23 protein-coding genes are annotated in these 22,693 nt (G+C 64.3%); 11 read left to right on the top strand and 12 right to left on the bottom strand.

Annotated features, from left to right (window positions below):
• Positions 1–8 precede the first annotated feature (8 nt).
• Genes AC0L3X_RS07700 through AC0L3X_RS07680 form a run of 5 tightly spaced genes read right to left on the bottom strand, consistent with a single transcriptional unit; the run spans position 9 to position 5,458 of the window.
• Complete coding sequence (locus AC0L3X_RS07700) at positions 9–1,274, bottom strand: NAD(P)/FAD-dependent oxidoreductase (RefSeq protein WP_063981351.1); 1,266 nt, start codon at positions 1,272–1,274, stop codon at positions 9–11.
• Positions 1,275–1,277: 3 nt separating this feature from the next.
• Entirely contained in the window at positions 1,278–2,939 is a 1,662-nt protein-coding gene (locus AC0L3X_RS07695; RefSeq protein ID WP_063981350.1) for a thiamine pyrophosphate-binding protein, read from the bottom strand.
• A complete protein-coding gene (locus AC0L3X_RS07690; protein WP_063981349.1) occupies positions 2,936–4,162 on the bottom strand; it encodes a pyridoxal phosphate-dependent aminotransferase in 1,227 nt (408 codons plus the stop codon). The genes AC0L3X_RS07695 and AC0L3X_RS07690 overlap by 4 nt, the downstream gene beginning before the upstream one ends.
• Before the next feature lie 9 nt (positions 4,163–4,171).
• Positions 4,172–4,525, bottom strand: coding sequence for a RidA family protein (locus tag AC0L3X_RS07685; protein WP_473316345.1), 354 nt, complete (start codon positions 4,523–4,525; stop codon positions 4,172–4,174).
• Between the two features lie 15 nt (positions 4,526–4,540).
• Positions 4,541–5,458 carry an NAD(P)-dependent oxidoreductase gene (locus AC0L3X_RS07680; protein WP_063981347.1) on the bottom strand — a complete coding sequence of 306 codons (918 nt, stop codon included), beginning with the start codon at positions 5,456–5,458 and terminating at the stop codon, positions 4,541–4,543.
• Positions 5,459–5,695: 237 nt separating this feature from the next.
• Between AC0L3X_RS07680 and AC0L3X_RS07675 the strand changes: the two genes are divergently transcribed.
• Genes AC0L3X_RS07675 through AC0L3X_RS07660 form a run of 4 tightly spaced genes read left to right on the top strand, consistent with a single transcriptional unit; the run spans position 5,696 to position 8,728 of the window.
• Positions 5,696–6,532 (top strand): transporter substrate-binding domain-containing protein, encoded by an 837-nt coding sequence (locus AC0L3X_RS07675; RefSeq protein WP_063981346.1) that lies wholly within the window; start codon positions 5,696–5,698, stop codon positions 6,530–6,532.
• Between the two features lie 10 nt (positions 6,533–6,542).
• Positions 6,543–7,205, top strand: coding sequence for an amino acid ABC transporter permease (locus AC0L3X_RS07670; RefSeq protein WP_063981345.1), 663 nt, complete (start codon positions 6,543–6,545; stop codon positions 7,203–7,205).
• A complete protein-coding gene (locus AC0L3X_RS07665; protein WP_063981344.1) occupies positions 7,202–7,960 on the top strand; it encodes an amino acid ABC transporter ATP-binding protein in 759 nt (252 codons plus the stop codon). The genes AC0L3X_RS07670 and AC0L3X_RS07665 overlap by 4 nt, the downstream gene beginning before the upstream one ends.
• Before the next feature lie 39 nt (positions 7,961–7,999).
• On the top strand, positions 8,000–8,728 hold the full coding sequence (locus AC0L3X_RS07660; protein WP_063981343.1) for an aspartate/glutamate racemase family protein: 729 nt from the start codon (positions 8,000–8,002) through the stop codon (positions 8,726–8,728).
• A 16-nt stretch (positions 8,729–8,744) separates the two neighbouring features.
• Here the strand turns inward: AC0L3X_RS07660 and AC0L3X_RS07655 are convergent, their stop codons facing one another.
• Positions 8,745–8,963 (bottom strand): hypothetical protein, encoded by a 219-nt coding sequence (locus AC0L3X_RS07655; protein WP_135216107.1) that lies wholly within the window; start codon positions 8,961–8,963, stop codon positions 8,745–8,747.
• Here AC0L3X_RS07655 and AC0L3X_RS07650 point away from each other — a divergent pair.
• From AC0L3X_RS07650 to AC0L3X_RS07640, 3 genes are read left to right on the top strand one after another with little or no spacing between them, the layout of a single operon-like run.
• On the top strand, positions 8,962–9,423 hold the full coding sequence (locus AC0L3X_RS07650; protein ID WP_167768222.1) for a (2Fe-2S)-binding protein: 462 nt from the start codon (positions 8,962–8,964) through the stop codon (positions 9,421–9,423). The two genes, AC0L3X_RS07655 and AC0L3X_RS07650, sit on opposite strands and share 2 nt — an antisense overlap.
• A gap of 1 nt (position 9,424) precedes the next feature.
• On the top strand, positions 9,425–11,674 hold the full coding sequence (locus AC0L3X_RS07645) for a xanthine dehydrogenase family protein molybdopterin-binding subunit (protein ID WP_063981342.1): 2,250 nt from the start codon (positions 9,425–9,427) through the stop codon (positions 11,672–11,674).
• A gap of 8 nt (positions 11,675–11,682) precedes the next feature.
• Positions 11,683–12,315, top strand: a complete 633-nt coding sequence (locus tag AC0L3X_RS07640) for a hypothetical protein (protein ID WP_063981341.1) — start codon at positions 11,683–11,685, stop codon at positions 12,313–12,315.
• A gap of 15 nt (positions 12,316–12,330) precedes the next feature.
• Here AC0L3X_RS07640 and AC0L3X_RS07635 read toward each other — a convergent pair whose 3' ends face one another.
• Entirely contained in the window at positions 12,331–13,083 is a 753-nt protein-coding gene (locus AC0L3X_RS07635) for a metallophosphoesterase family protein (RefSeq protein ID WP_063981340.1), read from the bottom strand.
• A 262-nt stretch (positions 13,084–13,345) separates the two neighbouring features.
• Here AC0L3X_RS07635 and AC0L3X_RS07630 point away from each other — a divergent pair, with 262 nt between their 5' ends.
• Both AC0L3X_RS07630 and AC0L3X_RS07625 read left to right on the top strand, forming a co-directional pair.
• The gene (locus AC0L3X_RS07630; RefSeq protein WP_063981339.1) at positions 13,346–15,043 is read left to right on the top strand and encodes a GMC family oxidoreductase; all 1,698 of its coding nucleotides are present in this window, start codon (positions 13,346–13,348) and stop codon (positions 15,041–15,043) included.
• A 33-nt stretch (positions 15,044–15,076) separates the two neighbouring features.
• Positions 15,077–15,538, top strand: a complete 462-nt coding sequence (locus AC0L3X_RS07625; RefSeq protein WP_354095459.1) for a GNAT family N-acetyltransferase — start codon at positions 15,077–15,079, stop codon at positions 15,536–15,538.
• Here the strand turns inward: AC0L3X_RS07625 and AC0L3X_RS07620 are convergent.
• Positions 15,531–16,139, bottom strand: coding sequence for a TetR/AcrR family transcriptional regulator (locus AC0L3X_RS07620; protein ID WP_063981338.1), 609 nt, complete (start codon positions 16,137–16,139; stop codon positions 15,531–15,533). The two genes, AC0L3X_RS07625 and AC0L3X_RS07620, sit on opposite strands and share 8 nt — an antisense overlap.
• 79 nt (positions 16,140–16,218) lie before the next feature.
• Here AC0L3X_RS07620 and AC0L3X_RS07615 point away from each other — a divergent pair, with 79 nt between their 5' ends.
• Positions 16,219–17,118, top strand: a complete 900-nt coding sequence (locus tag AC0L3X_RS07615; protein WP_063981337.1) for an NmrA family NAD(P)-binding protein — start codon at positions 16,219–16,221, stop codon at positions 17,116–17,118.
• Between the two features lie 18 nt (positions 17,119–17,136).
• Here AC0L3X_RS07615 and AC0L3X_RS07610 read toward each other — a convergent pair whose 3' ends face one another.
• Together AC0L3X_RS07610 and AC0L3X_RS07605 are read right to left on the bottom strand one after the other, a co-directional pair.
• Positions 17,137–18,630, bottom strand: a complete 1,494-nt coding sequence (locus AC0L3X_RS07610) for a carboxylesterase family protein (RefSeq protein ID WP_063986121.1) — start codon at positions 18,628–18,630, stop codon at positions 17,137–17,139.
• Positions 18,631–18,651: 21 nt separating this feature from the next.
• Positions 18,652–19,992: an MFS transporter gene (locus AC0L3X_RS07605; protein WP_084794985.1), complete on the bottom strand. Its 1,341-nt coding sequence runs from the start codon at positions 19,990–19,992 to the stop codon at positions 18,652–18,654.
• A gap of 208 nt (positions 19,993–20,200) precedes the next feature.
• On the opposite strand from AC0L3X_RS07605, the gene AC0L3X_RS07600 reads away from it, so the two are divergent.
• A complete protein-coding gene (locus AC0L3X_RS07600; protein ID WP_063981336.1) occupies positions 20,201–20,851 on the top strand; it encodes a TetR/AcrR family transcriptional regulator in 651 nt (216 codons plus the stop codon).
• Positions 20,852–21,049: 198 nt separating this feature from the next.
• Here the strand turns inward: AC0L3X_RS07600 and AC0L3X_RS07595 are convergent, their stop codons facing one another.
• Together AC0L3X_RS07595 and AC0L3X_RS07590 are read right to left on the bottom strand one after the other, a co-directional pair.
• Positions 21,050–21,835 carry an ABC transporter permease gene (locus tag AC0L3X_RS07595; RefSeq protein ID WP_063981335.1) on the bottom strand — a complete coding sequence of 262 codons (786 nt, stop codon included), beginning with the start codon at positions 21,833–21,835 and terminating at the stop codon, positions 21,050–21,052.
• The gene (locus AC0L3X_RS07590; protein WP_245328551.1) at positions 21,832–22,689 is read right to left on the bottom strand and encodes an ABC transporter permease; all 858 of its coding nucleotides are present in this window, start codon (positions 22,687–22,689) and stop codon (positions 21,832–21,834) included. The genes AC0L3X_RS07595 and AC0L3X_RS07590 overlap by 4 nt, the downstream gene beginning before the upstream one ends.
• Between the last annotated feature and the right edge of the window lie 4 nt (positions 22,690–22,693).

The raw sequence follows: 22,693 nt of genomic DNA, 5'->3' as shown, positions 1-22,693 counted from the left end.
TTGCGTTCTCAGAGGAAGCGAGTGGGCGCGAACGGCGCGAGCGGAATCTCCGGCTGCTTGCCGCTCAGAAGCTGCGCGACCAGACGGCCGGTGCGGGCCGATCCGACCAGGCCGACATGGCCATGGCCGAAGGCGTAGACGATATCGCGCGAGGCACGCGCATGGCCGATACAGGGAAGGCCGTCCGGCATGCTCGGCCGATGGCCGAACCAGGTTTTGATGCGCGAGGGGGGAATGTCCTTCGGCAGTTTCGGGAACATGCTGAAGAGGTTGTTGCGCAGGATTTCGGCGCGCTTCCAGTTCGGCGCGGCCTCGAGGCCCGCGATCTCGACCGTGCCGGCGGCGCGCAGGCCCTTGTCGGTCCAGTTCACCACCATGCTGACGTCGGACGCCATCATCGAGCTGCGCGGACCCGATTCCGGGTTCTCGATCATGACGTGATAGCCGCGCTCGGTTTCGAGCGGCAAGGGATCGCCGACGGATGCGGTGAGCTGTTTTGACCGCGCGCCGGCGGCGACCACCGCGGCATCGCAAGCAATCTCACCGGTCTCGGTGAGAACGGCAACGAGCTTGTTGCCTGAAAGCTTCAGACCGGTCGCCCTGGCATGAACGAGCTTGGCACCGCTCGCGAGCGCATGCTGGGCCAGCGCCGCAACGTAAGCGCCGGGATCGCGGCAGCGGCCGGCTTCCTCCACCACCACGCCAAAGGTGTAGCGCGGATGCAGATCCGGCTCGCGCTGACGCATCTCGTCGGCGCTCAGCTCCATCCATTCGACGCCGACCTTCTTGCGCAGGCGCCAGCCGAGATTGCTGTCGAAATTGCCGCGCGACGGGAATACGTGCATCACGCCGTTGCGCTCGACCAACTCGGGCACGCCCGCTTCTTCCGCGAGCTTCTTGTGCAGCAGCGGCGCGTCCTTCAGCAGATCGCGCAGCGCAAACGCCGTCTTCTCGACCCGTGCCTCGGTCCAGCCCGAGAGCAAATACTTGATCAGCCAGGGCAGCGCCTTCGGCAAGTAAGACCAGCGGATCGCGAGCGGGCCGAGCGGGTCCATCAGATAACCCGGCACCTTCTTCCAGAGGCCCGGCTCGGCCGGCGGAATCACCGAATGGGAGGAGAGCCAGCCGGCATTGCCGTAGCTCGCCGCCTGTTCGCCACCGGGCTCGCCTGCGTCGATCAGCGTGACGCGATGCCCCTCGCGCAGCGCCTCGATGGCGCTGATCACGCCGACCGCGCCGGCTCCGATGATAGCGACGTGGCGGCCTTCCGACATCGGCTACGCCTTCACCGCCGGCGCGAAATCCTTGCCGACCGAGATCGCGCGCGGATCGATGATGCAGTGGAGGATCGACGGCTTGCCCGAAGCGAGCGCGCGCTCGAACGCCGGCGCAAACTCTTCGGTGCGCTCGACGCGCTCGCCATGGCCACCGAATGCCTTCGCATACATCGCAAAGTCAGGGTTCTTAAGCTGAGTTCCGACCACGCGGCCGGGATAATCACGCTCCTGGTGCATACGGATGGTGCCGTATTGCGAATTGTCGACGACGATGACCACCAGCGGCGCATCGTACTGCACGGCGGTCGCGAACTCCTGGCCGTTCATCAGGAAGCAGCCATCACCGGCAAAGGCGACGACGACGCGATCCGGATATTGCCGCTTTGCAAGCACCGCAGCCGGCACGCCATATCCCATCGAGCCCGAAGTCGGCGCGAGCTGGGCGGCAAAGCTGTGGAAACGGTGATGGCGATGGATCCAGCCGGCATAGTTGCCGGCGCCGTTGCAGACGATCGCGTCCTTCGGCAGGCGGTCGCGGAGCCAGGTCATGACCTGACCGTACTGGAATGTGCCCGGCAGCTCACGCGCCTTGTCGGTCCAGGCGAGGTAATCGGCGTGCGCCTTGGCGGCCTCGCCCTTCCAGGCAACGGCGCCAGCGGGCTTCAGCGCCTCGACGGCGGCGGCGAACGCGGCGGGCGTCGCCTGGATCGCGAGCGCCGGCTGATAGATGCGGCCGAGCTCTTCGGAGCCCGGGTGCACGTGGATCAGCTTCTGCTGCGGGGTCGGAATGTCGAGCAGCGTGTAGGACGAAGACGGCATCTCCGACATGCGGCCGCCGATCAGGAGAATGACGTCGGCGCCATCGATACGCGCCTTCAGGCCCGGGCTCGGCCCGATGCCGAGATCGCCGGCATAATGCGAATGATCGGCGTCGATCAGCGAGGCCCGGCGGAACGAGGTCGCGACCGGCAGGTCGAACCGTTCGGCGAAGCGCGCGATGCTCTTGGTCGCCTCATCCGTCCAGCGCGAGCCGCCGAGGATGACGAGCGGCGCCTTGGCACTCGCCAGCATCGCACTGACCTGCTCGATGTCAGCGGGCGCGGGCCAACTCACCGCCGGCTCGACGCGCATGGCATCGGCAACGGCGGCTGTTTCGGTCAGCATGTTCTCCGGCAGCGCGATCACCACGGGACCCGGACGGCCCTGCATGGCGACGCGGAAGGCACGCGCGACCAGCTCCGGAATGCGATCGGGGCGATCGATCTCGACCGCCCATTTCGCCATGGTGCCGAACACCGCCTTGTAGTCGAGCTCCTGGAACGCCTCGCGCTCGCGCATGCCGGTGTCGACCTGTCCGACGAACAGGATCATTGGCGTCGAATCCTGCATCGCGATGTGGACGCCGTGGCTGGCATTGGTGGCGCCGGGGCCGCGGGTGACGAAGCAGATTCCGGGACGGCCGGTGAGCTTGCCATAGGCTTCCGCCATCATCGCAGCACCACCCTCGGCGCGGCAGATCACGACGTCGATCGGGCTGTCATGCAGCGCGTCGAGTGCCGCGAGGTAGCTCTCGCCCGGCACGCAGGTGACGCGCTCGACGCCTTGGGCGACGAGCTGATCGATCAGGATCTGGCCCCCGGTGCGGGTGTTGCGAATGGTCATGACAGCTCCCTGCAGGCTTTGGCGATGCGCATCACGGCCTCGCGCAAGTTTTGTTCCGAGGTGGCGTAGGACAGGCGGAAATAAGGTGCAAGGCCGAAACAGCTGCCCGGCACCACGGCCACGTCATGCCTCTCCAGCAGGAAGCGGCAGAACGCGGCATCGCTATCGATAACGGTCCCATCCGGCGTGCGGCGACCGATCAGGCCGGCGCAGCTCGCATAGGTATAGAACGCACCTTCCGGCCGGCGGCAGGTGACGCCGTCGATGGCGTTGAGCGCATCGACCACGATGTCTCGGCGGCGCTGGAACGCGGCACGGCGTTCGATCAGGACATCCTGCGGGCCGGTCAGCGCGGCGATCGCAGCGGCCTGGCTCACCGAGGAGGGATTGGTCGTGCTCTGGCTCTGCACCACCGCCATCGCTGCGATCAATTCGCGCGGACCGCCGCCATAGCCGACGCGCCAGCCGGTCATGGCGTAGGCCTTGGAAACACCATTCACGGTCAGCGTGCGTGATTTCAGGCTCGGCTCGAGCGCCGCTGCGGTCACGAACGGCATGCCGTCATAGATCAGGTGCTCGTAGATATCGTCCGCCATCAACCAGACATGCGGATGGCGCTTGAGCACATCCAGGATCGGGCGAAGCTGCGCGGCCGAATAGGCGGCTCCGGTCGGATTGGACGGCGAGTTCAGCAGCAGCCAGCGCGTCTTCGGCGTGATCGCGCGTTCGAGATCGGCGGCATCGAGGCGAAAGCCGTTCTCCTCGCGACAAAGCACGTCCACCGGCGTGCCGTCGGCGATCCGCACCATGTCGGCATAGCTGGTCCAGTAAGGCGCGGCCAGGATGACCTCGTCGCCGGGACTGAGCGTCGCCATGAAGGCGTTGTGGATCACCTGCTTGGCGCCGGCGCCTGCGGTGATCTCGTCGGCGGCATAGACGAGATCGTTCTCGCGGCGGAATTTCTCGGCGATGGCCGCCTTCAATTCCACCGTGCCGTCGAGGATGGTGTATTTGGTCTGGCCGGCGCGGATGGCGCGCTCGGCCGCGTCCTTGGCATGGTCGGGCGTATCGAAGTCAGGCTCGCCGGCGCCCAGCACGATCACCGGCCGCCCCTCGCGCTTGAGCCGCTGCGCGACCGCACCGATCTTCAAGATCTCGGAGACACCGATCGCGCTGATGCGCTGCGCGGGGCGGAAGGTCGATGCGGGCGCCTGGACAGTCACGGCCGAGCCTCAACTACGTGCGGCGATTGCGATCACCTCGATACGGAAGGCGGGATCGGCGAGCTCGACCTTGCCGCAGGCGCGGGTCGGCGTGTTGCCCGGCACGACCCAGGCACCATAGACCGCGTTCATGGCGTCGAAATCGTCCATGTTCCTAAGCCAGACCTGCACGCTGAGCAGGCGCGATTTGTCGGTGCCGGCGCGCGCCAGCATGTCGTCGACCTTCGCCAGCGCCTCTTTCGTTTGCTGGGTGATATCAGCGGTCTTGGTGTCCGCCACCTGACCTGCGAGGAAAACGAGATCGCCGAACACGGAAGCGCGGCTGCGGCGGGCGTTCTGGTCGATGCGGGTGATATCAGACATGGGATGTCCTTAACTTTACTTGCCGGTGGCGATGATGCGGCGGCAGTGGTCGAGCGCCGCGCCGATGAGGTTGTCGCTCGCCTCGGGCGTGCGGAACGCCGAATGCGCCGACAGCGTCACGTTCGGCAGCTTGGTTACGGGATGCCCCGCCGGCAGCGGCTCGACGGTGAAGACGTCGAGGCCGGCATGGGCGATGTGGCCGGAGCGCAGCGCATCCAGCATTGCGTCTTCATCGACCACAGCGCCGCGCGCCGTGTTGATCAGAATGCTGCCGGGGCGCATCTGTGCGATGCGCTCGCGCGACAGGAAACCCTTGGTCTCGTCGTTGAGCAGGAGGTGCAGCGAGACGACGTGGCTGTCGGCGAGCAGCTTCTCCAGCGAGACGAACTCGACGCCCGGATGCGTCTTCGGCGTCCGGTTCCAGGCGATCACCTTCATGCCGCAGCCCGCCGCCATGCGCGCGGCTTCCGCGGCGATGCCGCCGAAACCGATCAGCCCGAGCGTCTTGCCGGTGAGCTGAACCGCGTCACGGCGCAGCCAGTTGCCCTCGCGCATGCCGCGATCCATCTCGCCAAAGCTCTTCGCAGACGCCCACATCAGCGCGATCGCGCATTCGGCAACGGCCGTATCGCCATAACCCTTGATGGTGTGGACGGAGATGCCGCGCTCGGCGAGCTCTTCCGGATTCATGTAGCTGCGCGCGCCGGTGCCGAGGAAGACGACGTGCTTCAGCTTCGCGCACTTCTCGGCAATCGCTGATGGCACCGCCGTGTGGTCGACGATCATGATCTCGGCATCGCCGAGCAGGCCGGGCAGATCGTCGGGCTTGATCGAGGGATTGCGGTTGATGCTGACCGGCAGCTTCTGCGAGGCCAGCAGCTTGTCGGTCACCGCTGCCAGGGTCTCGTTCGCATCGACGAATAGGGCGCGCACAGGCCTCTCCTTCAGCTCACTTCCACATTGCGTTCAGTCTTGTATTCAGACTTAAATGCAATTTACAACCCCACCCTATCAGGAATTTTGCGCAATCCTGCCAAGATATTGGGCTCATTTCTGCCTTGCCGCCCAAATGGCCAGCAACTCGAAATACCGTATTGCATTTTATCCTGAATACAGAAATAGTCCAGAGGCCGGACACGATCCGACCCAGATTCCAGGGAGACAAAGACCATGAATCGCAGGGATGCTCTCACCACAGTCGCGCTGGCAGGCGCAGCGATCGCCGCCGCGAGCGGCTCGGCCAGGGCCGATGCGCCGGCCTCCACGCTCGACCGCATCAAGAAGAATGGCGTGCTGCGCGTCGCCGTCATCGTCGGCCAGGAGCCCTATTTCCATAAGGACCTCGCCACCAACGAATGGTCGGGCGCCTGCATCGACATGGCCAAGGACATCGCCGGCAAGCTGGGCGCCAAGGTCGAGACGCTGGAATCGACCTGGGGCAACCAGATCCTCGATCTCCAGGCCGACAAGGTCGACCTCGCCTTCGCCGTGAACCCGACGCCGGAGCGCGCGCTCGTCATCGACTTCTCGACGCCGATCCTGGTGCACTCCTTCACCGTCATCACCAAGAAGGGCTTTGCCAAGCCGCAGACCTGGGCCGAGCTCAACAAGCCCGAGGTCAAGATCGCCGTCGACATCGGCTCGACCCATGAGACGATCGCGCGCCGCTACTGTCCGAAGGCGACCATCCTCGGCTTCAAGAACCGCGACGAGGCGATCCTGGCGGTTGCGACCGGCCGCGCCGACTGCAACGTCTCGCTGGCCGTGCTCTCGGTCTCGACCCTGAAGAAGAATCCGAACCTCGGCGATCTCGCCATTCCGCGGCCGCTGCTGACGCTGCCGACCAACATGGGTATCCGCGCCGAGAGCGACCGCCGCTACAAGGATTTCCTCAGCGCCTGGGCCGACTACAACCGCGCGATGGGCCAGACCCGCGAATGGATGCTCAAGGGTTTTGAGGCGGTCGGCCTCACCGTCGACGATCTCCCGCCCGAAGTGCAGTTCTGACGGTCGATCGATGTACGTCTGGGACTTCGCGGCGCTCAAGCCGTATTGGGGCCTGATCTGCCAAGGGCTCCTGGTCACCGTGTATTACACGGTGACCACGGTGGTCGCGGGTCTCGCCATCGGACTGTTCGTCGGCATCCTGCGCACGACGGCACCGCGCTGGGTCACGGTGCCGTTGCGTCTCTATATCGAGGTGTTCCGCTGCACGCCGCTGCTGGTGCAGCTGATCTGGGTCTACTACGCCCTGCCCGTGCTGATCGGCGTCGACATGTCGCCGGCGATGGCCTGCTTCATCGCGCTGTCGCTCTATGCCGGCTCGTTCTATGCGGAAATCTTCCGCGGCGGCATCGAAGCCGTCGACACCGGCCAGTGGGAGGCCGGCCGCGCCATCGGCATGCGCCGCGGCAAGATCTTTCGCCGCATCGTGCTGCCGCAGGCGACGCAGGTGATGATCCCCTCCTTCATCAACCAGACCATCATGCAGCTGAAGAACACCTCGCTGGTGTCGGTGGTCGCGGTCGGCGACCTCCTCTATCAGGGCACAGTCATCACGGCGTCGAGCTACAAGCCGCTCGAGGTCTACACCACGATCGCCATACTTTATTTCGTCGTGCTGTTCCCGCTGACGCTGGTCGCCGACCGGGTCGAGCTGAAAATGGGAGCGCATCGATGAGTGCTCTGATCGCTGACAACATCCACAAGGCGTTCGGCGACCATGAGGTGCTCAAGGGCGTCTCGCTCTCGGTCGCCCGCGGCGAGGTCGTCACCTTGATCGGCGCCTCCGGCTCGGGCAAATCCACCTTCCTGCGCTGCCTGAACCTCCTGGAAATGCCGCAGCAGGGTGAGCTTGCCATCGGCACGCATAAATTCGCCTTCGGCAAGGGCATGCGCGCCGCCGGCGATGCGCAGCTCGCGCTGCTTCGGCGCAGCGTCGGCATGGTGTTCCAGCATTTCAACCTGTTCCCGCACATGTCGGTGCTCGCCAACGTCACAGAGGGGCCGGTGCAGGTGAAGGGCATGGCGCGAAACGACGCCGATGCGCTTGGCCGCGATTTGCTCGCCAAGGTCGGCCTCGCCGACAAGGCCGACGCCTTTCCGAGCCGCCTCTCCGGCGGCCAGAAGCAGCGCGTCGCGATCGCGCGTGCGCTCGCGATGAAGCCAGACGTGATGCTGTTCGACGAGCCGACCTCGGCGCTCGATCCCGAACTCGTCGGCGAAGTCCTGTCCGTCATCCGCAGCCTTGCGAGCGAAGGCATGACCATGGTGCTGGTGACGCACGAGATGGCCTTCGCCGCCGACGTCTCCACCCGCGTCGGCTTCATGAACGACGGCATCATGGCCGAGATCGGCACGCCCGAAGAGACCATCCGCCAGCCCCGCAGCGAACGGCTGAAGTCCTTTCTCAGCCGGTTTCACGAGACGCATTAGACTGCCTGGCAAGACCATTCCGAATCGGTGGGGACACCCATGAAACTCCGCGGCGGCTTCACGAATTACGGCGAGACGATCGGCATCCTGATGCTCGATACCCGCTTCCCGCGCCCGCGCGGCGACATCGGCAATGCGCTCTCCTATGATTTCCCGGTGCGCTACAAGATCGTGCGCGGCGCACACGCCACAAGGATCATGGGTGACCACCCCGATCCCGCCCTGCTCGAGCCGTTCATCGCGGCGGCCCGCGAGCTGGAAGCCGACGGCGTCAAGGCGATCACGACGAGCTGCGGCTTCCTCGCGCCATTCCAGAAACAGCTCGCGGCCGCCGTGAACATCCCGGTCTTCACCTCGAGCCTGATCCAGGCACCGTTGATCCATGCCATGCTGCCGCCGGGCAAGGTCATCGGCATCTTCACCGAACGCGGCCACCACATGAACGAGGGGCATTTCCGCGGTGTCGGCTGGTCGCCGGACGAGATCCCCGTCCAGATCCAGGGCATGAAGCCCGATGCGCAGTTTCCCGCAACCTACATTCTCGGCCGCGAGGAACTGGACACCGACGTGCTGCGCGCCGAGATGATCGAGATGACGGAAGCCTTCATGGCGTCCTGCAAAAACCCGGGTGCGATCCTGTTCGAATGCACCAACATGTGCCCGTTCTCGAAGGACGTTGCCGAAGTCTCGGGCCTTCCGGTGTTCGACATCAACACGTTGATCAATCTGGTCTACCGCGCGGCCAATCCGGTGCCGTTCCTGCCCTGATCGCCCTTCCAGACGATCAGCGGCAATTGAATCGATTGTCAATCGCGCCAAAGGCGCGGCAAAAATTCACACCATACTCTTCGTGCGAATTCGCAAATGCTGCGGGGTCGTCGTTTGACAGCATCGGCGCTTGCGCGGCACGCTGACCACGCCGGTCCAACCTTCGACGACGCTCGCTGGAGCGTGCCTGTTCGACCTCACGTCCCGCGAGGACGCGCGAAAGGAACATCGACATGATCGAGCTCACGGTCAACGGGACCAAGCGCCAGGTCGACGTCGTTCCCGAGATGCCCCTGCTCTGGGTGCTCCGCGACGAGCTCGGCATCACCAGTCCGAAATATGGCTGCGGCGTCGCGCAATGCGGTGCCTGCACCGTCCAGATCGACGGAGCCGCCGTGCGATCCTGCCAGGCCCGCATTGGCGATCTCGCCGGCAAGTCGGTCGTCACGCTCGAAGGATTGGACAACAGGGAGCAGCATCCCGTTCTGCAGGCCTGGATCGAACATCAGGTTCCGCAGTGTGGCTACTGCCAGACCGGCCAGATCATGCAGGCCATCTCGCTGCTTGGATTGATCGACAAGCCGACGGACGAGGACATCAACGAAGTGATGTCCGGCAACCTCTGCCGTTGCGGCACCTACCCGCGCATTCGCACCGCGATCCACGCGGCTGCCGCAAAGATGGTGGGGAAGTGAAATGGGACTTCAGACGCTTTCCCGCCGCACTTTCGTTTTCGGTTCCGCCGCCGTGGCTGGCGGCATCGCGTTCGGTTCCTATAGCGACGCAGCACAAGCCGCGACTGCCAGTGACAATCCCCTGAGCACCAGTCTCGGGCCGAACTCCGTGACCTTCAATCCCTGGGTCGAGATCAGCCCCGAAAAAATCACGCTGATCGCCCAGCACGCCGATATCGGCCAGGGCGTCGGCTCGGTGCAGCCGATCATGATCGCCGAAGAGATGGACCTCGATCCCGGCCAGTTCGAAGTTCGCTTCGCCGGCCCCAGCCCCGCCTATTTCAACACCGGTTTTGCCGACGAGTTCGCACCGTTCGTGGCTGCGGACCAAAGTCCCGCCGCCGAGGAAGCGCGCGCCAAGACGCTCGAATGGCTGAGAGAGTCCGGCCTGCAGATGACCGGCGGGTCGAGCACGCTGCCGGACACCTATGAAAAGCTGCGCGTTGCCGGCGCGGTCGCGCGCGAGACGCTGAAGGCCGCCGCTGCCAAGCGTTCGGGTGTCGCCGTGGCCGACCTGCGCACCCAATCAGGCCATGTGATCCTGCCCAACGGCACCAAGATCGCCTACGTCGATCTCTCCGTGGACGCCGCAAAGATTCCGCCGGTGCTCGATGCCAAGCCGCGCGATCCGTCGAAATGGCGCATGCTGGGCAAGCCGATGATGCGCCTCGACGTTCGCGCGAAGGTCATGGGCGAGCTGAAGTTCGGCATCGACCAGAAGATGGACGGCATGCTCTATGCCGCCGTCAAGCTGAACCCTGGCAAGGGCCAACCCCTGAAGTCATACGACGCCAGCAAGGCGCGATCGATGCCGGGGGTCAAGAAGATCCTGGAAATCAAGAATGGCGTCGCGGTGATCGCCACGAACAGCTGGTACGCGATGAAGGCGGTTGACGCCGTCACTTGCGAGTGGGCGCCCTCGGCCTATCCCGCCGAGCAGGCGGATCATTGGAAGGTTCTTGAATCCTCGTTCAAGCCTGAATTCCTGGGCAAGGAGTGGCGGAAGACCGGCGATATCGAAGCCGGGCTGAAGACGGGCAAGCTTGTCGAGGCCGAATATCGCGCGCCCTATGTGGGGCATCAGCCGCTCGAGCCGTTGAACGGGATCGGCCTCGTCACCGACAAGGGGATGGAGATCTGGGTCGGCCATCAGAGCCCCCGTTTCGTGCAATATGTCGCGGCGACGGCGATCGGCCTCAAGCCGGAACAGGTCACCTTCCACAATCAGTGGACGGGTGGAAGCTTCGGCCACCGTCTCGAATACGAGAACGTCCGCGTTGTCGCCGAGATCGCCAATCAGATGAAGGGAACGCCGATCAAGCTGGTGTTCTCGCGCGAGGAGGATTTCCTCCAGGACATTCCGCGGCAGATCGCGATCGCCCGGCACCGAGGCAGCATCGACAAGAGCAAGATCGTCGCAGCCGATCTGCAACTGGCCTCGACTGCTCCGCTCAAGGGGCTGCTCGAGCGTTCGGGCACACCCTCGAAGGATCCCGACGGGCAATTGGCTGCCGGCCTGTGGAATGTCTATTACGACATCCCCAATTTCCGGGCCACAAGCTACGAGGCGCAGGGGCTTTCGCCGAGCACCACGTGGCGGTCGGTCGGCGCCTCGACATCGGGCTTCTTTACCGAGAGCTTCATCGACGAGCTGATCCACGCGGCGGGTCTCGATCCCATGAAGGCGCGCATCGTGATGTGCACCGTGCCGCATTATCGCAAGGTGCTGGAAACGGTCGCGGAAATGTCGGACTGGAAGGGACCACTCGGAAACGGTAGGGGCCGCGGCGTCGCGTTCGTTGAATCCTTCGGCACGCCGACAGCCGAAGTCGTCGAAGTCACGAAGACGGAGCGAGGCATAAGGATCGACAAGGTCTGGGTCGCTGTCGACGTCGGCAAGGTGGTCGATCCCGTCAACTTCGAGAACCAGGTGCAGGGCGGCGTCATTTGGGGCCTCGGCCACGCCATCAATTGCGAGCTCACCTACGCCAAGGGCGCGGTGCAGCAGACCAATTACAATCACCACGAAGCGATGCGGATCTACCAATGCCCCGTCATCGAAGTTCGCGGGCTCGAGAACGATCCCAAGGTGAGAGGCGTCGGAGAGCCGCCTGTTCCGCCAGCCGCCCCCGCACTCGCCAACGCGATCTTCGCCGCGACCGGGCAGCGCATCCGCGAAATGCCTTTCAACAAGTTCATCGATTTCGTGTGAGGCGAGCCATGAAGAGTTCTCTCATTGTGCTCGCTTTCGCCGCTTCGACAATTGCGGCTCTCACCGGGATTGTCGCGGCCAAGGACGAAGCGAACAAGGACGCTTTGCCGCCGGGCAGCGTCAGCCGCGCCGAAGGTCTGGAGGCCTGGAAGCGGATTGAAGCCGTGGTGACCCATCCGCGCTGTGCCAACTGCCACGTCGACGCCAAGGCCATACCGATCTGGACGCCGGCAGGCGAAACCAGGCCGCGCGTCCACGGCATGAACATCCACGGCGGCGACAGCCGCATCGGGGCCGAGAAGGTTGCCTGCTCGACCTGTCACATGACCTCTACCCAGGCGAACGACCCGGCGCCGTCACCGCCGCGTGCCGGTATCGACTGGCAGCTGGCGCCAGTCGAGTTCATCTGGTTCGGCAAGAGCGGCGCCGAGATCTGTACGCAGCTGAAGGACCCCAAGCGCAATGGCGGCCGCGACGCTGTGGGCCTGCTGGCGCATCTACGGCACGACGCATCGCTGAACGGCTTCATCCCGCGCGGATGGGCGCCCGGAGCTGGCCGCACGACCCCACCGGGCACCTTCGAGGACCACGTCAAGGACATGGCCCTGTGGGGCGCTGCGGGACAACCGTGTCCGAACTGACGGTCTTGCTGTTGCCTAGCGGCAGGCCTGCTCGCGCTGAACCCAACCCGTCGCAATCGCGCTTGCCCAGCTGAGCATGCCTTTGCTGCGCGCCAGTGCGGCCATAGCCGAGGTGTCGTAGGGCACGTAGCGGATCGTCGCGGACCAGTCTGCGCCGGCATGCTCCAGAATCGCGTAGCACGCATGCGGCGTACCGACCTCGACCACGTAAGGAACGGGCGCCTTCCCGTCATAACCGGGCAACCCGACGCTGCCGGGATTCACGACCAGACGTCCATCCCTCAAACGCACCACGCGCGGAATGTGGGTGTGGGCGCACAGGATGATCTCGGCGTCGATCCCCTCAGCTTCAGCCTCGATCGCGTCGATGCCGCTCGGACGCGGGCAGCCGTCGTCGGCGATGTGGTCGAGCCAGAAAGCTGCGTCATCCCTTGGCGATCCATGGCACAGGAACACCCGTCCCTTGTACATGAGCGTGGACGGCATGCTTGCCATCCAGTCGAAGTGCTTGCGCGCGAGCTGACGGAAATCGCTGCGAGCGGAGCCGCCGGCCTGCCAGAGCTCGACGAGGATTCGATCTTGGTCGCCCCGTATCGACGGAAAGCCCCTCGCCATCAACAGGTCCGCGGTCCTGGCTGCCTCGAGCGGGCCACTGACGTGGTCGCCGAGGTTCACGACCTCAGCGATGCCGAGCATGGCAATGTCCGCAAGGACGGCTTCAAGTGCCGGACGATTCCCATGCACATCCGCGATGGCAGCAAATCTCATTTGGCCCCTCCCATTCGGAATGGCCGATCGTTCTCGCTATGCGGGGGATGCAGGACTGGCTAGTCAATTTAGCTACGTCTCTTTAGCTGCATTTGTAGAAGCGCCCGCAAGCTGAGGATCAAATCGGCGCTGCCAGAAGAATTACACGATCGTGGTTGCCAGGCAAGCAATGCGAGTTACGAACTGTCGCGGCAATGCCGACGTGACCTCGGGAAAATAACACGCTACGTTTCCCGGACAAGACCAAGAGGAAACGCCAATCGTGTACGACTTCATTATCGTCGGCGGCGGCTCGGCGGGGTCCGTGCTGGCCCACCGGCTCTCCGCAAAGAGCGCGAACAAGGTCCTGCTGTGCGAGGCCGGACAGGACACACCGCCCGGCAACGAGCCCGCCGAGATCAGGGACAGCTATCCGGGCACGGCCTATTTCGATCCCCGCTTCCACTGGACCGAACTCAAGGTCACGACCCAGATCGTCAGCCACAACAATCCGAACGAAGCGCGTCCTCCTTTACGCAAATACGAGCAGGCGCGCGTGCTCGGCGGCGGCTCGTCGATCAACGGCCAGATGGCCAACCGCGGCGCACCGACCGACTACGATGAATGGGACGCGCGGGGCGCCGACGGCTGGAGCTGGAACGACGTGCTGCCCTTCTTCAAGAAGGTCGAGCGCGACCTCGATTTCGACGGCCCGTACCACGGCAAGAACGGCCGAATTCCGGTACGCAGAATTCCGCGTGAGCACTGGACGCGGCATTCGCAGGCGTTCGCCGACGCCTTCCAGCAGGCCGGCCATCAGTTCGTGCCGGACCAGAACGGCGAGTTCGTCGACGGCTATTTTCCGGTGACGCATTCCAATCAGGCCGAGCAACGCGTCTCGGCCGCGATGGGTTATCTCGATCGTGACACGCGCAAGCGCGCCAATCTCACCATCTCCACCAACACGCAGGTCAGGGAGCTGCTGTTCGAAGGCACGCAATGCGTCGGCGTGAAGGCGATGGTCGACGGACGGGAACAGGAATTCCGAGGCCGCGAGATCATCCTGTCCAGCGGCGCCATCCATTCGCCGGCGCATCTCCTGCGCGCCGGCATCGGCCCGGTCGGTCACCTCAAGGATATGGGCATTCCGGTCCTGATGGGGCTGACAGGCGTCGGTCAGCGCCTGATGGATCATCCCTCGATTTCGCTGTCGTCCTTTGTCCGCCGCGGCGCGCGCATGAACGAGCACACCAGGCGCCACATGCAGCTTGGCCTGCGTTATTCATCCGGGCTGTCGGGCGTACCGAAGGGCGACATGTTCGTCGTCCTGCTCAGCAAATCGGCCTGGCACGCGGTCGGCGAGCAGATCGGCTCGCTGCTGACCTTCGTCAACAAGACCTATTCCGAGACCGGACAGGTCAAGCTCGCCTCGCGCGATCCCGCCGCCGAGCCGATCGTCGAGTTCAATCTGCTGTCCGACCGCCGCGACCTCGATCGCCTGATGAGCGGCTTCCGCAAGATGGCGGCCGTGCAGATGAGCGACGTGGTGAAAGCGGTGACGGACAAGCCGTTTCCGGCCGCCTATACGGACAAGGTGCGCAAGATCGGCGTGGTCAATACCAAGAACAGGATCCTGACCAAGATCGCCGCGACCTTGATGGACGGGCCGGCGGCGCTGCGCCACTACCTGATCGACAATTTCGTCGTCGAAGGTTTCACCTTCGACCAGGTGATGAACGACGACGATGCGCTGGAAGCCTTCGTCCGCAAGGCGACCATCGGGGTGTGGCACGCCTCGTGCTCATGCCGCATGGGCCGGGCCGACGATCCGATGGCGGTGGTCGATAATCAAGGCCGCGTCAAAGGCGTTCAGGGCCTGCGCGTCGTCGACGCCTCGATCTTCCCCGTGGTGCCATGCGCCAATACCAATTTCCCGGTGCTGATGTCGGCGGAGAAGATCGCTGCGGCGATGGTGCAGTGAACGCTAGCGACTGCCGGGCAGGTGGAGGGATTCATGGATTGCAGCATCCGCCCGGCGCGCGAAGAGGATAGCGGCGAAATCAGCGCCGTCATTCTGCGCGCACTGCGCGAGACAAATGCGAGGGATTACACAGACGAGATCATCGAACGGGTCGAGCATAGCTTCAGCCCGACCGCCGTTCTGGAGCTGATCCGCAAACGCACGGTCCTTGTTGCCGCCCTTGGCGGCCGCGTCGTTGGAACGGCGAGCCTTGACGGAAGCGTCGTCCGCACGGTCTTCGTGGCTCCCGACGTTCAGGCGCAGGGGATCGGCAAGTTCCTGATGGCCGAGATCGAGCGCATCGCGCGCGAGCGAGAGATCGCTTTGTTGACCGTCCCGTCTTCGGTCACCGCGGAATCGTTCTACGCGCGGCTCGGGTTCAAGGCCGTGCGCGACAGCTACTTTGGCGATGAGCGCACGATCATCATGGAGCGATCGCTCGATGCCCCTATGTAGGCCTGGATTGGCTCGCAGGCGGGAGGAACGGCCATGCCAACATTGCAAGTTCTACGACACGGCGAAGCTCGCCAACAGTCGCGCCGGCTTGCGGCAAATTCATTATCGCCTGCAACACACCGAGGTAGTGCCACGCCAATCCGTCGATGTCAGCTGTCACCGCCAATTCTCCACTTGCGACCGCCTCGCGTAAAATGCCGCCGAGGATCGCGCGCTGCCGCGTAAGTCCCTGCCGCGCGACCGACTGGCCTGCCGGAGGCAGGTCCACCATCTCAGCGCACGATCGGGCCAGCATGCATCCAGCGGGCCGCGCCGTCTTGCCCGCTCTGGGCAAGAATTCGTGCAACAGCGCTTCAAGCTGTTGGCGCTTCGTCTCGCCTCGAACGGCGCTCATGCGCCGCTCGACGCGCTCGATGTAAGCCGAAAGGACCTCTTCGAATAGCCCGTCCTTGTCTTGAAATCGCTTGTACATACTCGACCGCGACAAGCCCATCGCTGTCGTCAGTTGATCGATCGACGAAGCCGAATAGCCGTGACGCCAGAACACATCCATCGCGGAATTGATCACGGCATCGTCATCGAATTGGGGTTTTCCACTCATGCCATTCCCACTTGACATCATGGAACGATCGTTCCACGTATCTTGAACTGATCGTTCCAAGATACGGAAGGTTATCCGGATGTTCAACCCCTCCCAGCGTGGCGCCGGCCGCACGCGCATTGCCGTTGCTGGAGCCACAGGTCGCGTGGGCTCCGCCTTGATTTCGAAACTGTTCACGGAACCGGTTGAGATTGTGGCATTGACCCGCACGTCGGATGCTGGACGTCTGCCGTCCGGAGTTTCGCTTGCGACCGTGGACTTCGATGCGCGATCGACTTTGGACAACGCGCTGCGCGGAGTTGACCGTCTGTTCCTCGCCCACGGCACGTCCCCCCGGCAAGTCGCCAATGAAATTGCGCTGATCGACGCAGCCGTGGCCGGCGGCGTAGGCCACATCGTCAAATTGTCCGTGTTGGGACCACCGTCTCGGCTACATCCGTTCGACTGGCATGCGCAAATTGAGGCGCATCTTGCGGCCTGCGACGTAGGCTTCACGGTTTTGCGGCCATCGAGTTTCGTCGATATCCTGGCACGGGCTGGCGCTCCAGTCGCCAATGACGCATGGGGCGGGGCAGCCGGCGATGGATTGGTCAACTTGATCGACACGCGCGATGTGGCGGACTCGGCTTTCGCTGTGCTTCTCGACGACGCGCACTTAACGTCCCAGCGCGCCTATCATCTGACCGGGCCAATCGCGGTCAGCATGCCTGAGATAGCAAATGAAATGTCCAGACTGCTTGGACGTCTCGTCACATATCAGCACCGAAGCCCTGCGGAGCAGCGTGAGAAGCTGATGGCGTCTGGACTCAACGAATTTGTCGCCGACCTGCTGCTCGGTCTGGATCGCCTTTTCTACGAATCGGTCCTCGCAGAAACCACGTCAACTGTTCGCGAGTTGACTGGCCACGCTCCGCGCCCGGTAACCGATTGGCTAAGCGACAACATCTCGGTGTTTCAGGCGACGCATCATGGAGTCTAATCTCATGGTGCTGCCTTGCTACATCGCAGTCACAGCTTGCGCTGCTCCGGATTGCGCCAATAGCTCCGCCCACACGCGGAAGCGTGCGCCGTCGTTGAGCGGCACGATGTGAAACGGCTGGCCGAAGATCGCGAGCGGCTCATGGCCCGGCTCGAACCGCGGCCAGGCTTGAGCGATATCCGGCCTGCCGGTCGTGACGAAGCGCAAGACGCTCACCTGAAACCGCGCGGCGACATCAATGTCGGCCGGCGTCATCGGCCCGCCCTTGCGCTTGAGGATCGGCCGATCGATGAAATCAGGCAGATGCGCCCACAGGCAGGCGTTGTCCGCACCGTGTGTCGGCCCCTGCGACAGGAACGGCTCCAGCGCTGGGCGATGATCGAACCGGCTCAACCACACCGCGCCGCCTGCCGCAGCATGACGCCGCGCGAGATCGGCCATGGGGCGATGCCAGAACGCATCCGACAACAGCGCCTCGTACGGATCCTCGTCGAGGCGCGCGTTGGCGCGATAATAGGATAGCAGCCGGCACCAGCCGGCATCGCCGAACGCCGCGCGCACTTGTCGCTCGGTGGTGCGGATCATCGCGGCCGGCGGCACGCTCTTCAGGAACATCACCATCTCGTCGCGGCAGGAGCCGAGCCAGAGCGGAATGTCACGCAAAGTTCCGTCGGCGAAGACGTCGCGCGGCTCGCGCGCGATGACGGTGCCGTCGAGCACCGGACCGAACACGGTGCCTGCGTCGGTCTCGTCCGCGAGCCTGCGTCCGACGCGCTTTACCGCCGCAAACAGCTTTGGCAGCGGCACGGACGCAATCGCGCTGGGATCGCGCGCAAGCTCGAGCTCCTCGAGCACGTGGCGCGCGACATCGTCGGCATGATCGGCGCTCATGATGTTTCGGCCGGGCGCGCTCAGCGCGAGCGCACGGATAAACTTGCCTCTTGTCTGCGGCAGGGTTGCGAGCGCGATCACCATGGAGGCGCCGGCGGATTGTCCCGACAGCGTAATCGCATCCGGATCGCCGCCGAAATTCGCAATGTTGGCCCGGACCCAATCGAGCGCTGCGAGCGTATCCTGGAGCGCGAGGTTGTTGGCTTCGGTGAGGCCGTGACGATGCAGTTGCAGGAAGCCGAGCGGCCCGAGCCGGTAGTTGATGGTGACGATGACGGCCGGGCCGTGGGCGGCGAGGAAGGAGCCGTGATAGTCGGCGCCGCCGCCGGTGACGAAGGCGCCGCCATGGATGAAGAACTTGACCGGCAGCGGGTGATCCGCCGCCGGCGCCCAGATGTTCAGGCTGAGACAGGATTCCTCGTCAGCATGATCGAGATGGCCGGGCTGCGGCGCGTAAGCGCCGTAGTCCGTGCATTGGCGCGGCTCCGTCCACGCGAGCGGCGGTGTCGCCCTGGCAAAGCGCCGCGCGGTCGCGAACGGCACGCCCTTGAAGGCGCGTATGCCGTTCTGCTCGGCGCCGATGATCGGCCCGCTGGCGGTCGAAACTGCGTTGGTCAACATGCGACTTTCACTCATCCCGACTCAAGCGCGCTGCTTGCCGAGATCGGCGATGTCGACATTGTGGGTTTCGCGCGCGGTGGCCGCTGATGCCGCCGAGATCACGCAGCAGCAGGCAACGAAGATTGCCACGGGAATCCAGCCGTTCGGCCCTTCGCCGACCAGGCTCGCACTCACCAGCGGCGTGAAGCCGGCGGCGAGGAAGCCGAGCTGCGTGCCGATCGCCGTGCCGGAGTAACGCACGCGCGCGTCGAACATCTCCGCATAGAACGACGGCCAGATCGCGTTCGGCGCGGCGTAGATGACACCCGAGAGGATCATCGCCGCGGCGAAGATCGCCAGCGTATTCCCTGATGTCACCAGCATGAAGTACGGGAACACCAGCACCGCACAGCCGAGCACGCCACCGATGAACACCGGCTTGCGGCCGATCCTGTCGGCCAGCAGCGCCCACAGCGGCTGGGTGATCAGCGCGGTGACATTGCCGAGCACGCCGGCCCACAGCATGGTCGGGCGCGCGACGCCGAACTTGCTGGTGGCATAGCCGAGCGCGAACACCGCGGTCATCGTGCTCACGGTGGCGATCAGCGCACAGACGATCACGCGCAGCACGTCCGGCCAGTAGTCGCGCAAGAGCCTAACGACGGGAAAGCGCGCCACCTGCGCCTTGTCCTTGATGTCTTCGAAGACGGGCGTTTCCGGCATGGTCCTCCGCACCAGATAGGCGACCAGCAGCACGAGCGCGGAGAGCAGGAACGGAATGCGCCAGCCCCAGCTCAACAGCTGGTCTTCCGGCAGGCTCGACACCGGGATGAACACCAGTGTTGCAAGGATGGCGCCAGCCTGGGTGCCGCTCAGGGTCCAGCTCGTGAAGAAGGCGCGGTTGGAATTGGCGGAATGCTCCAGCGTCAGGGAGTTGGCTCCGCTCTGCTCGCCGGCGGCCGACAGGCCCTGCAACAGGCGGAGCAGCGTCAGGATGACAGGCGCGGCGTTGCCGATCGTCTTGGCATCCGGCAGCAGGCCGATCGCCAGCGTCGAGCCGCCCATCAGCACCAGCGTGAACAAGAGCACCGTCTTGCGGCCGATACGGTCGCCGAAATGGCCGAGGATGACGGCGCCCACGGGCCGGGCGATATAGCCGATGCCGAAGGAGAGCAACGCGAGCAGCGACGCGGTCGAGGGATCGACATTGGCGAAGAACACTTTTGGAAAGATCAGCGCCGCCGCGGTGCCGTAGATGAAGAAGTCGTAGTATTCGAGCATGCTGCCGACGAAGCTGACCAGCGCGGCGCGCTTCGGCAGCCTGTTCGGCGTGGCTTCCGCGCTGGATGATGCGCGCAGCGGTGCGGTTGACGTCAACGTCATTGAAAGCTCCTCCCCATGTGGCCGGTGCGGTTCGCGTCAGGCAGATCGCCTCGCGCGCGTTTTCTGGTTCTGGTTGCCGCAACTTTGGTTTGGAGCGATAATGTACGAACTAGTACGTTTATGCAATACGCATTGGATCAGTGCCCCGACGGGTGAAATTTGCCTTCACCTTCAAGGTGATCCGTGGAAACTGGCGGGAGAAACAGTGATGCTCGAGCGTATGCCGCCCCCATCGAAGCGCACCAACGACCCCGAGCGCACCAAGCGCGACATCCTCGAAGTGGCGATGGCCGAATTCGCCTCGGAGGGCTATTCCGGCGCCCGCGTCGATGCGATCGCGGCGCGCACGCGCACATCCAAGCGGATGATCTATTACTACTTCGGCGGCAAGGAGCAGCTCTATCTCGCGGTGCTGGAGGAGGCCTATCGCAGCATCCGCGCGCTGGAGGACCAGCTCGACATCGAAAGCTGCGACGCCCGCGAGGGATTGCGCCGGCTGATCGAGGCCACCTTCGACCATGACGAGCGCAATCCGAACTTCATCCGCCTCGTCAGCATCGAGAACATCCACCACGGCAAGCACCTGAAGCAGAATCTGCAACTGCGCCAGCTCAACGCCAGCGTGATCGCGACACTCGACGGCATCCTCGAGCGCGGCCGCGGCGAAGGCGTCTTCCGCGACGACGTCGACGCCATCGACCTGCACCTCGCCATCTCTTCCTACTGCTTCTTTCGCGTCGCCAACCGCCACACCTTCGGCGCCCTGTTCGACCGCGACCTCAGCGAGCCCAGGGTGCTGGCGACGAGCCGGACGCAGATCGTGGAGATGATCCTGGCGTGGCTTGGGGCGAAGGCTTAACAGCACACTCGCTGTCATTCCCCGCGACCCGGCTACGCCAAGGCTTCGCCGGGGCTGCGGTCCAGGGGCGCCGAAGCTTTAGCGTAGGCGGCAGGCGGGGAATCCAGTACGCCGCGGCCTATCGAGGAACCACTACCGGCTCTGGAATACTGGATCACCCGCTTTCGCGGGTGATGACGGCGGAGACCGGAGCCCCCCTCACCCGCCCCTCTTCCCCCGCGTGCTCGCCAGCAGCACCAGCATGAACGACGCCACCGTCATCAGCGTCGAGATCGCGGCGATGGTCGGGTCGATCTCGTCACGCAGCGCGGTGAACATGCGCTTGGTCAGAGGCTGATACTGGCCGCCGGAGATGAACAGCGCGACGATGGTCTCGTCCATCGCCGAGATGAAGGCGAAGATGCCGCCCGCGACCACGCTGGACTTGATCTGCGGCAGCGTCACCGCGAAGAAGCTGCGCAGGCGGTTCATGCCGAGGCTGCGCGCCACCATCTCCTGCGCCGGATCGAAGCTCTGCAAGCCCGCGAGCACCGAGATGACGACGTAGGGCAGGCCCAGCATCACATTCGCCAGCACGAGGCCGGGCATGGTCGCGACCAGGCCGACCTTTGCATAGACGAAGAAAATGCCGACCGCCGTGATGATGATCGGCACCACCAGCGGCAGCAGCAGTGCCATGTGGATGATGCGCATGATGCGCAGCTTCGACTGGCTGATCGCGTAGGCCGCAGCAACCCCGCACGGCGTTGCGATCAGGACCGTGAAGAAGGCGACCGTCAGCGTTACCCGCGTCGCCTGCATCCAGGCGGGATTGGCGAAATATTGCTGGTACCAGCGCAGCGAGAACGACGGCGGCGGGAACGTCAGGAAGCGCGCACTGGAAAACGAGATCGGCGCGATGATCAGGACGGGCAGGATCAGATAGACCAGCACCAGCGCGCTGATCACGTAGAGGACAATCCGTGCGGGCGAAGTGCGCGTCATTTTTGCCCCAACACGCGATCGAGCGAGATGAAGCGGCTGACGGCGAAGAAGATCAGGAGCACGCTCAGGAGCAGCACCACGGCGACCGCGCTCGCGGCGCCGAACTGGTTGTAGAGTTCGACATTGCGGCTCACCAGCATCGACACCATCACGGTGCGGCCGCCGCCGAGCAATTCCGGCGTGATGTAGAAGCCGAGGCAGAGCACGAACACCATGGTGCAGCCGGCGAGCACGCCCGGCAACGACAGCGGCAGGAACACGCGGAAGAAGGTAAGCGACGGGCTCGCCCCCAGGCTCGCGCCGGCCTGCATCAAATCACCGGGGATCTTCTGCATGGTGGCATAGAGCGGCAGCACCATGAACGGCAGCAGGATGTGCACGGTCGCAACCACCGTGCCGAACGTGTTGTGCACGAGCGCGAGCGGCTCGGAGATGACATCGAGATAGCGCAGGAACTGGTTGATCACGCCGGTGCGCTGGAGCAGCGCCAGCCAAGCATAGGCGCGGACCAGCACGGACGTCCAGAACGGCAGCACCACCAGCGACAGGATGAGGATGCTCCAGCCCTTCGGCACGGCGTTGGCGAGATAGGCGACGGGATAGCCGAGCAGCAGCGCGATGACTGTCACCGCGAGGCTGATCTCGAAGGTCAGCGCAAAGCTGCGCCAGTAGATGTCTTCCGTGAAGACCCGGCGATAGTTCTCCAGCGTGAAACCGTCATGGTAGATCGACTGCCAGGCGAGCCACCCGACCGGCAGCACGATCAGGAGAAGAATCACGAGCAGCGCCGGCGACACCAATGCCAGCATCAGCGCATGCTCGCGGCGCTGATGCTTTTGGGAGGAATCTGGCATGGAT

Source organism: Bradyrhizobium sp. MI1.7, assembly GCF_055811795.1.
The sequence above is the reverse complement of the archived record's forward strand: the minus strand, read 5'-3'. Positions and strand labels throughout refer to the sequence as shown.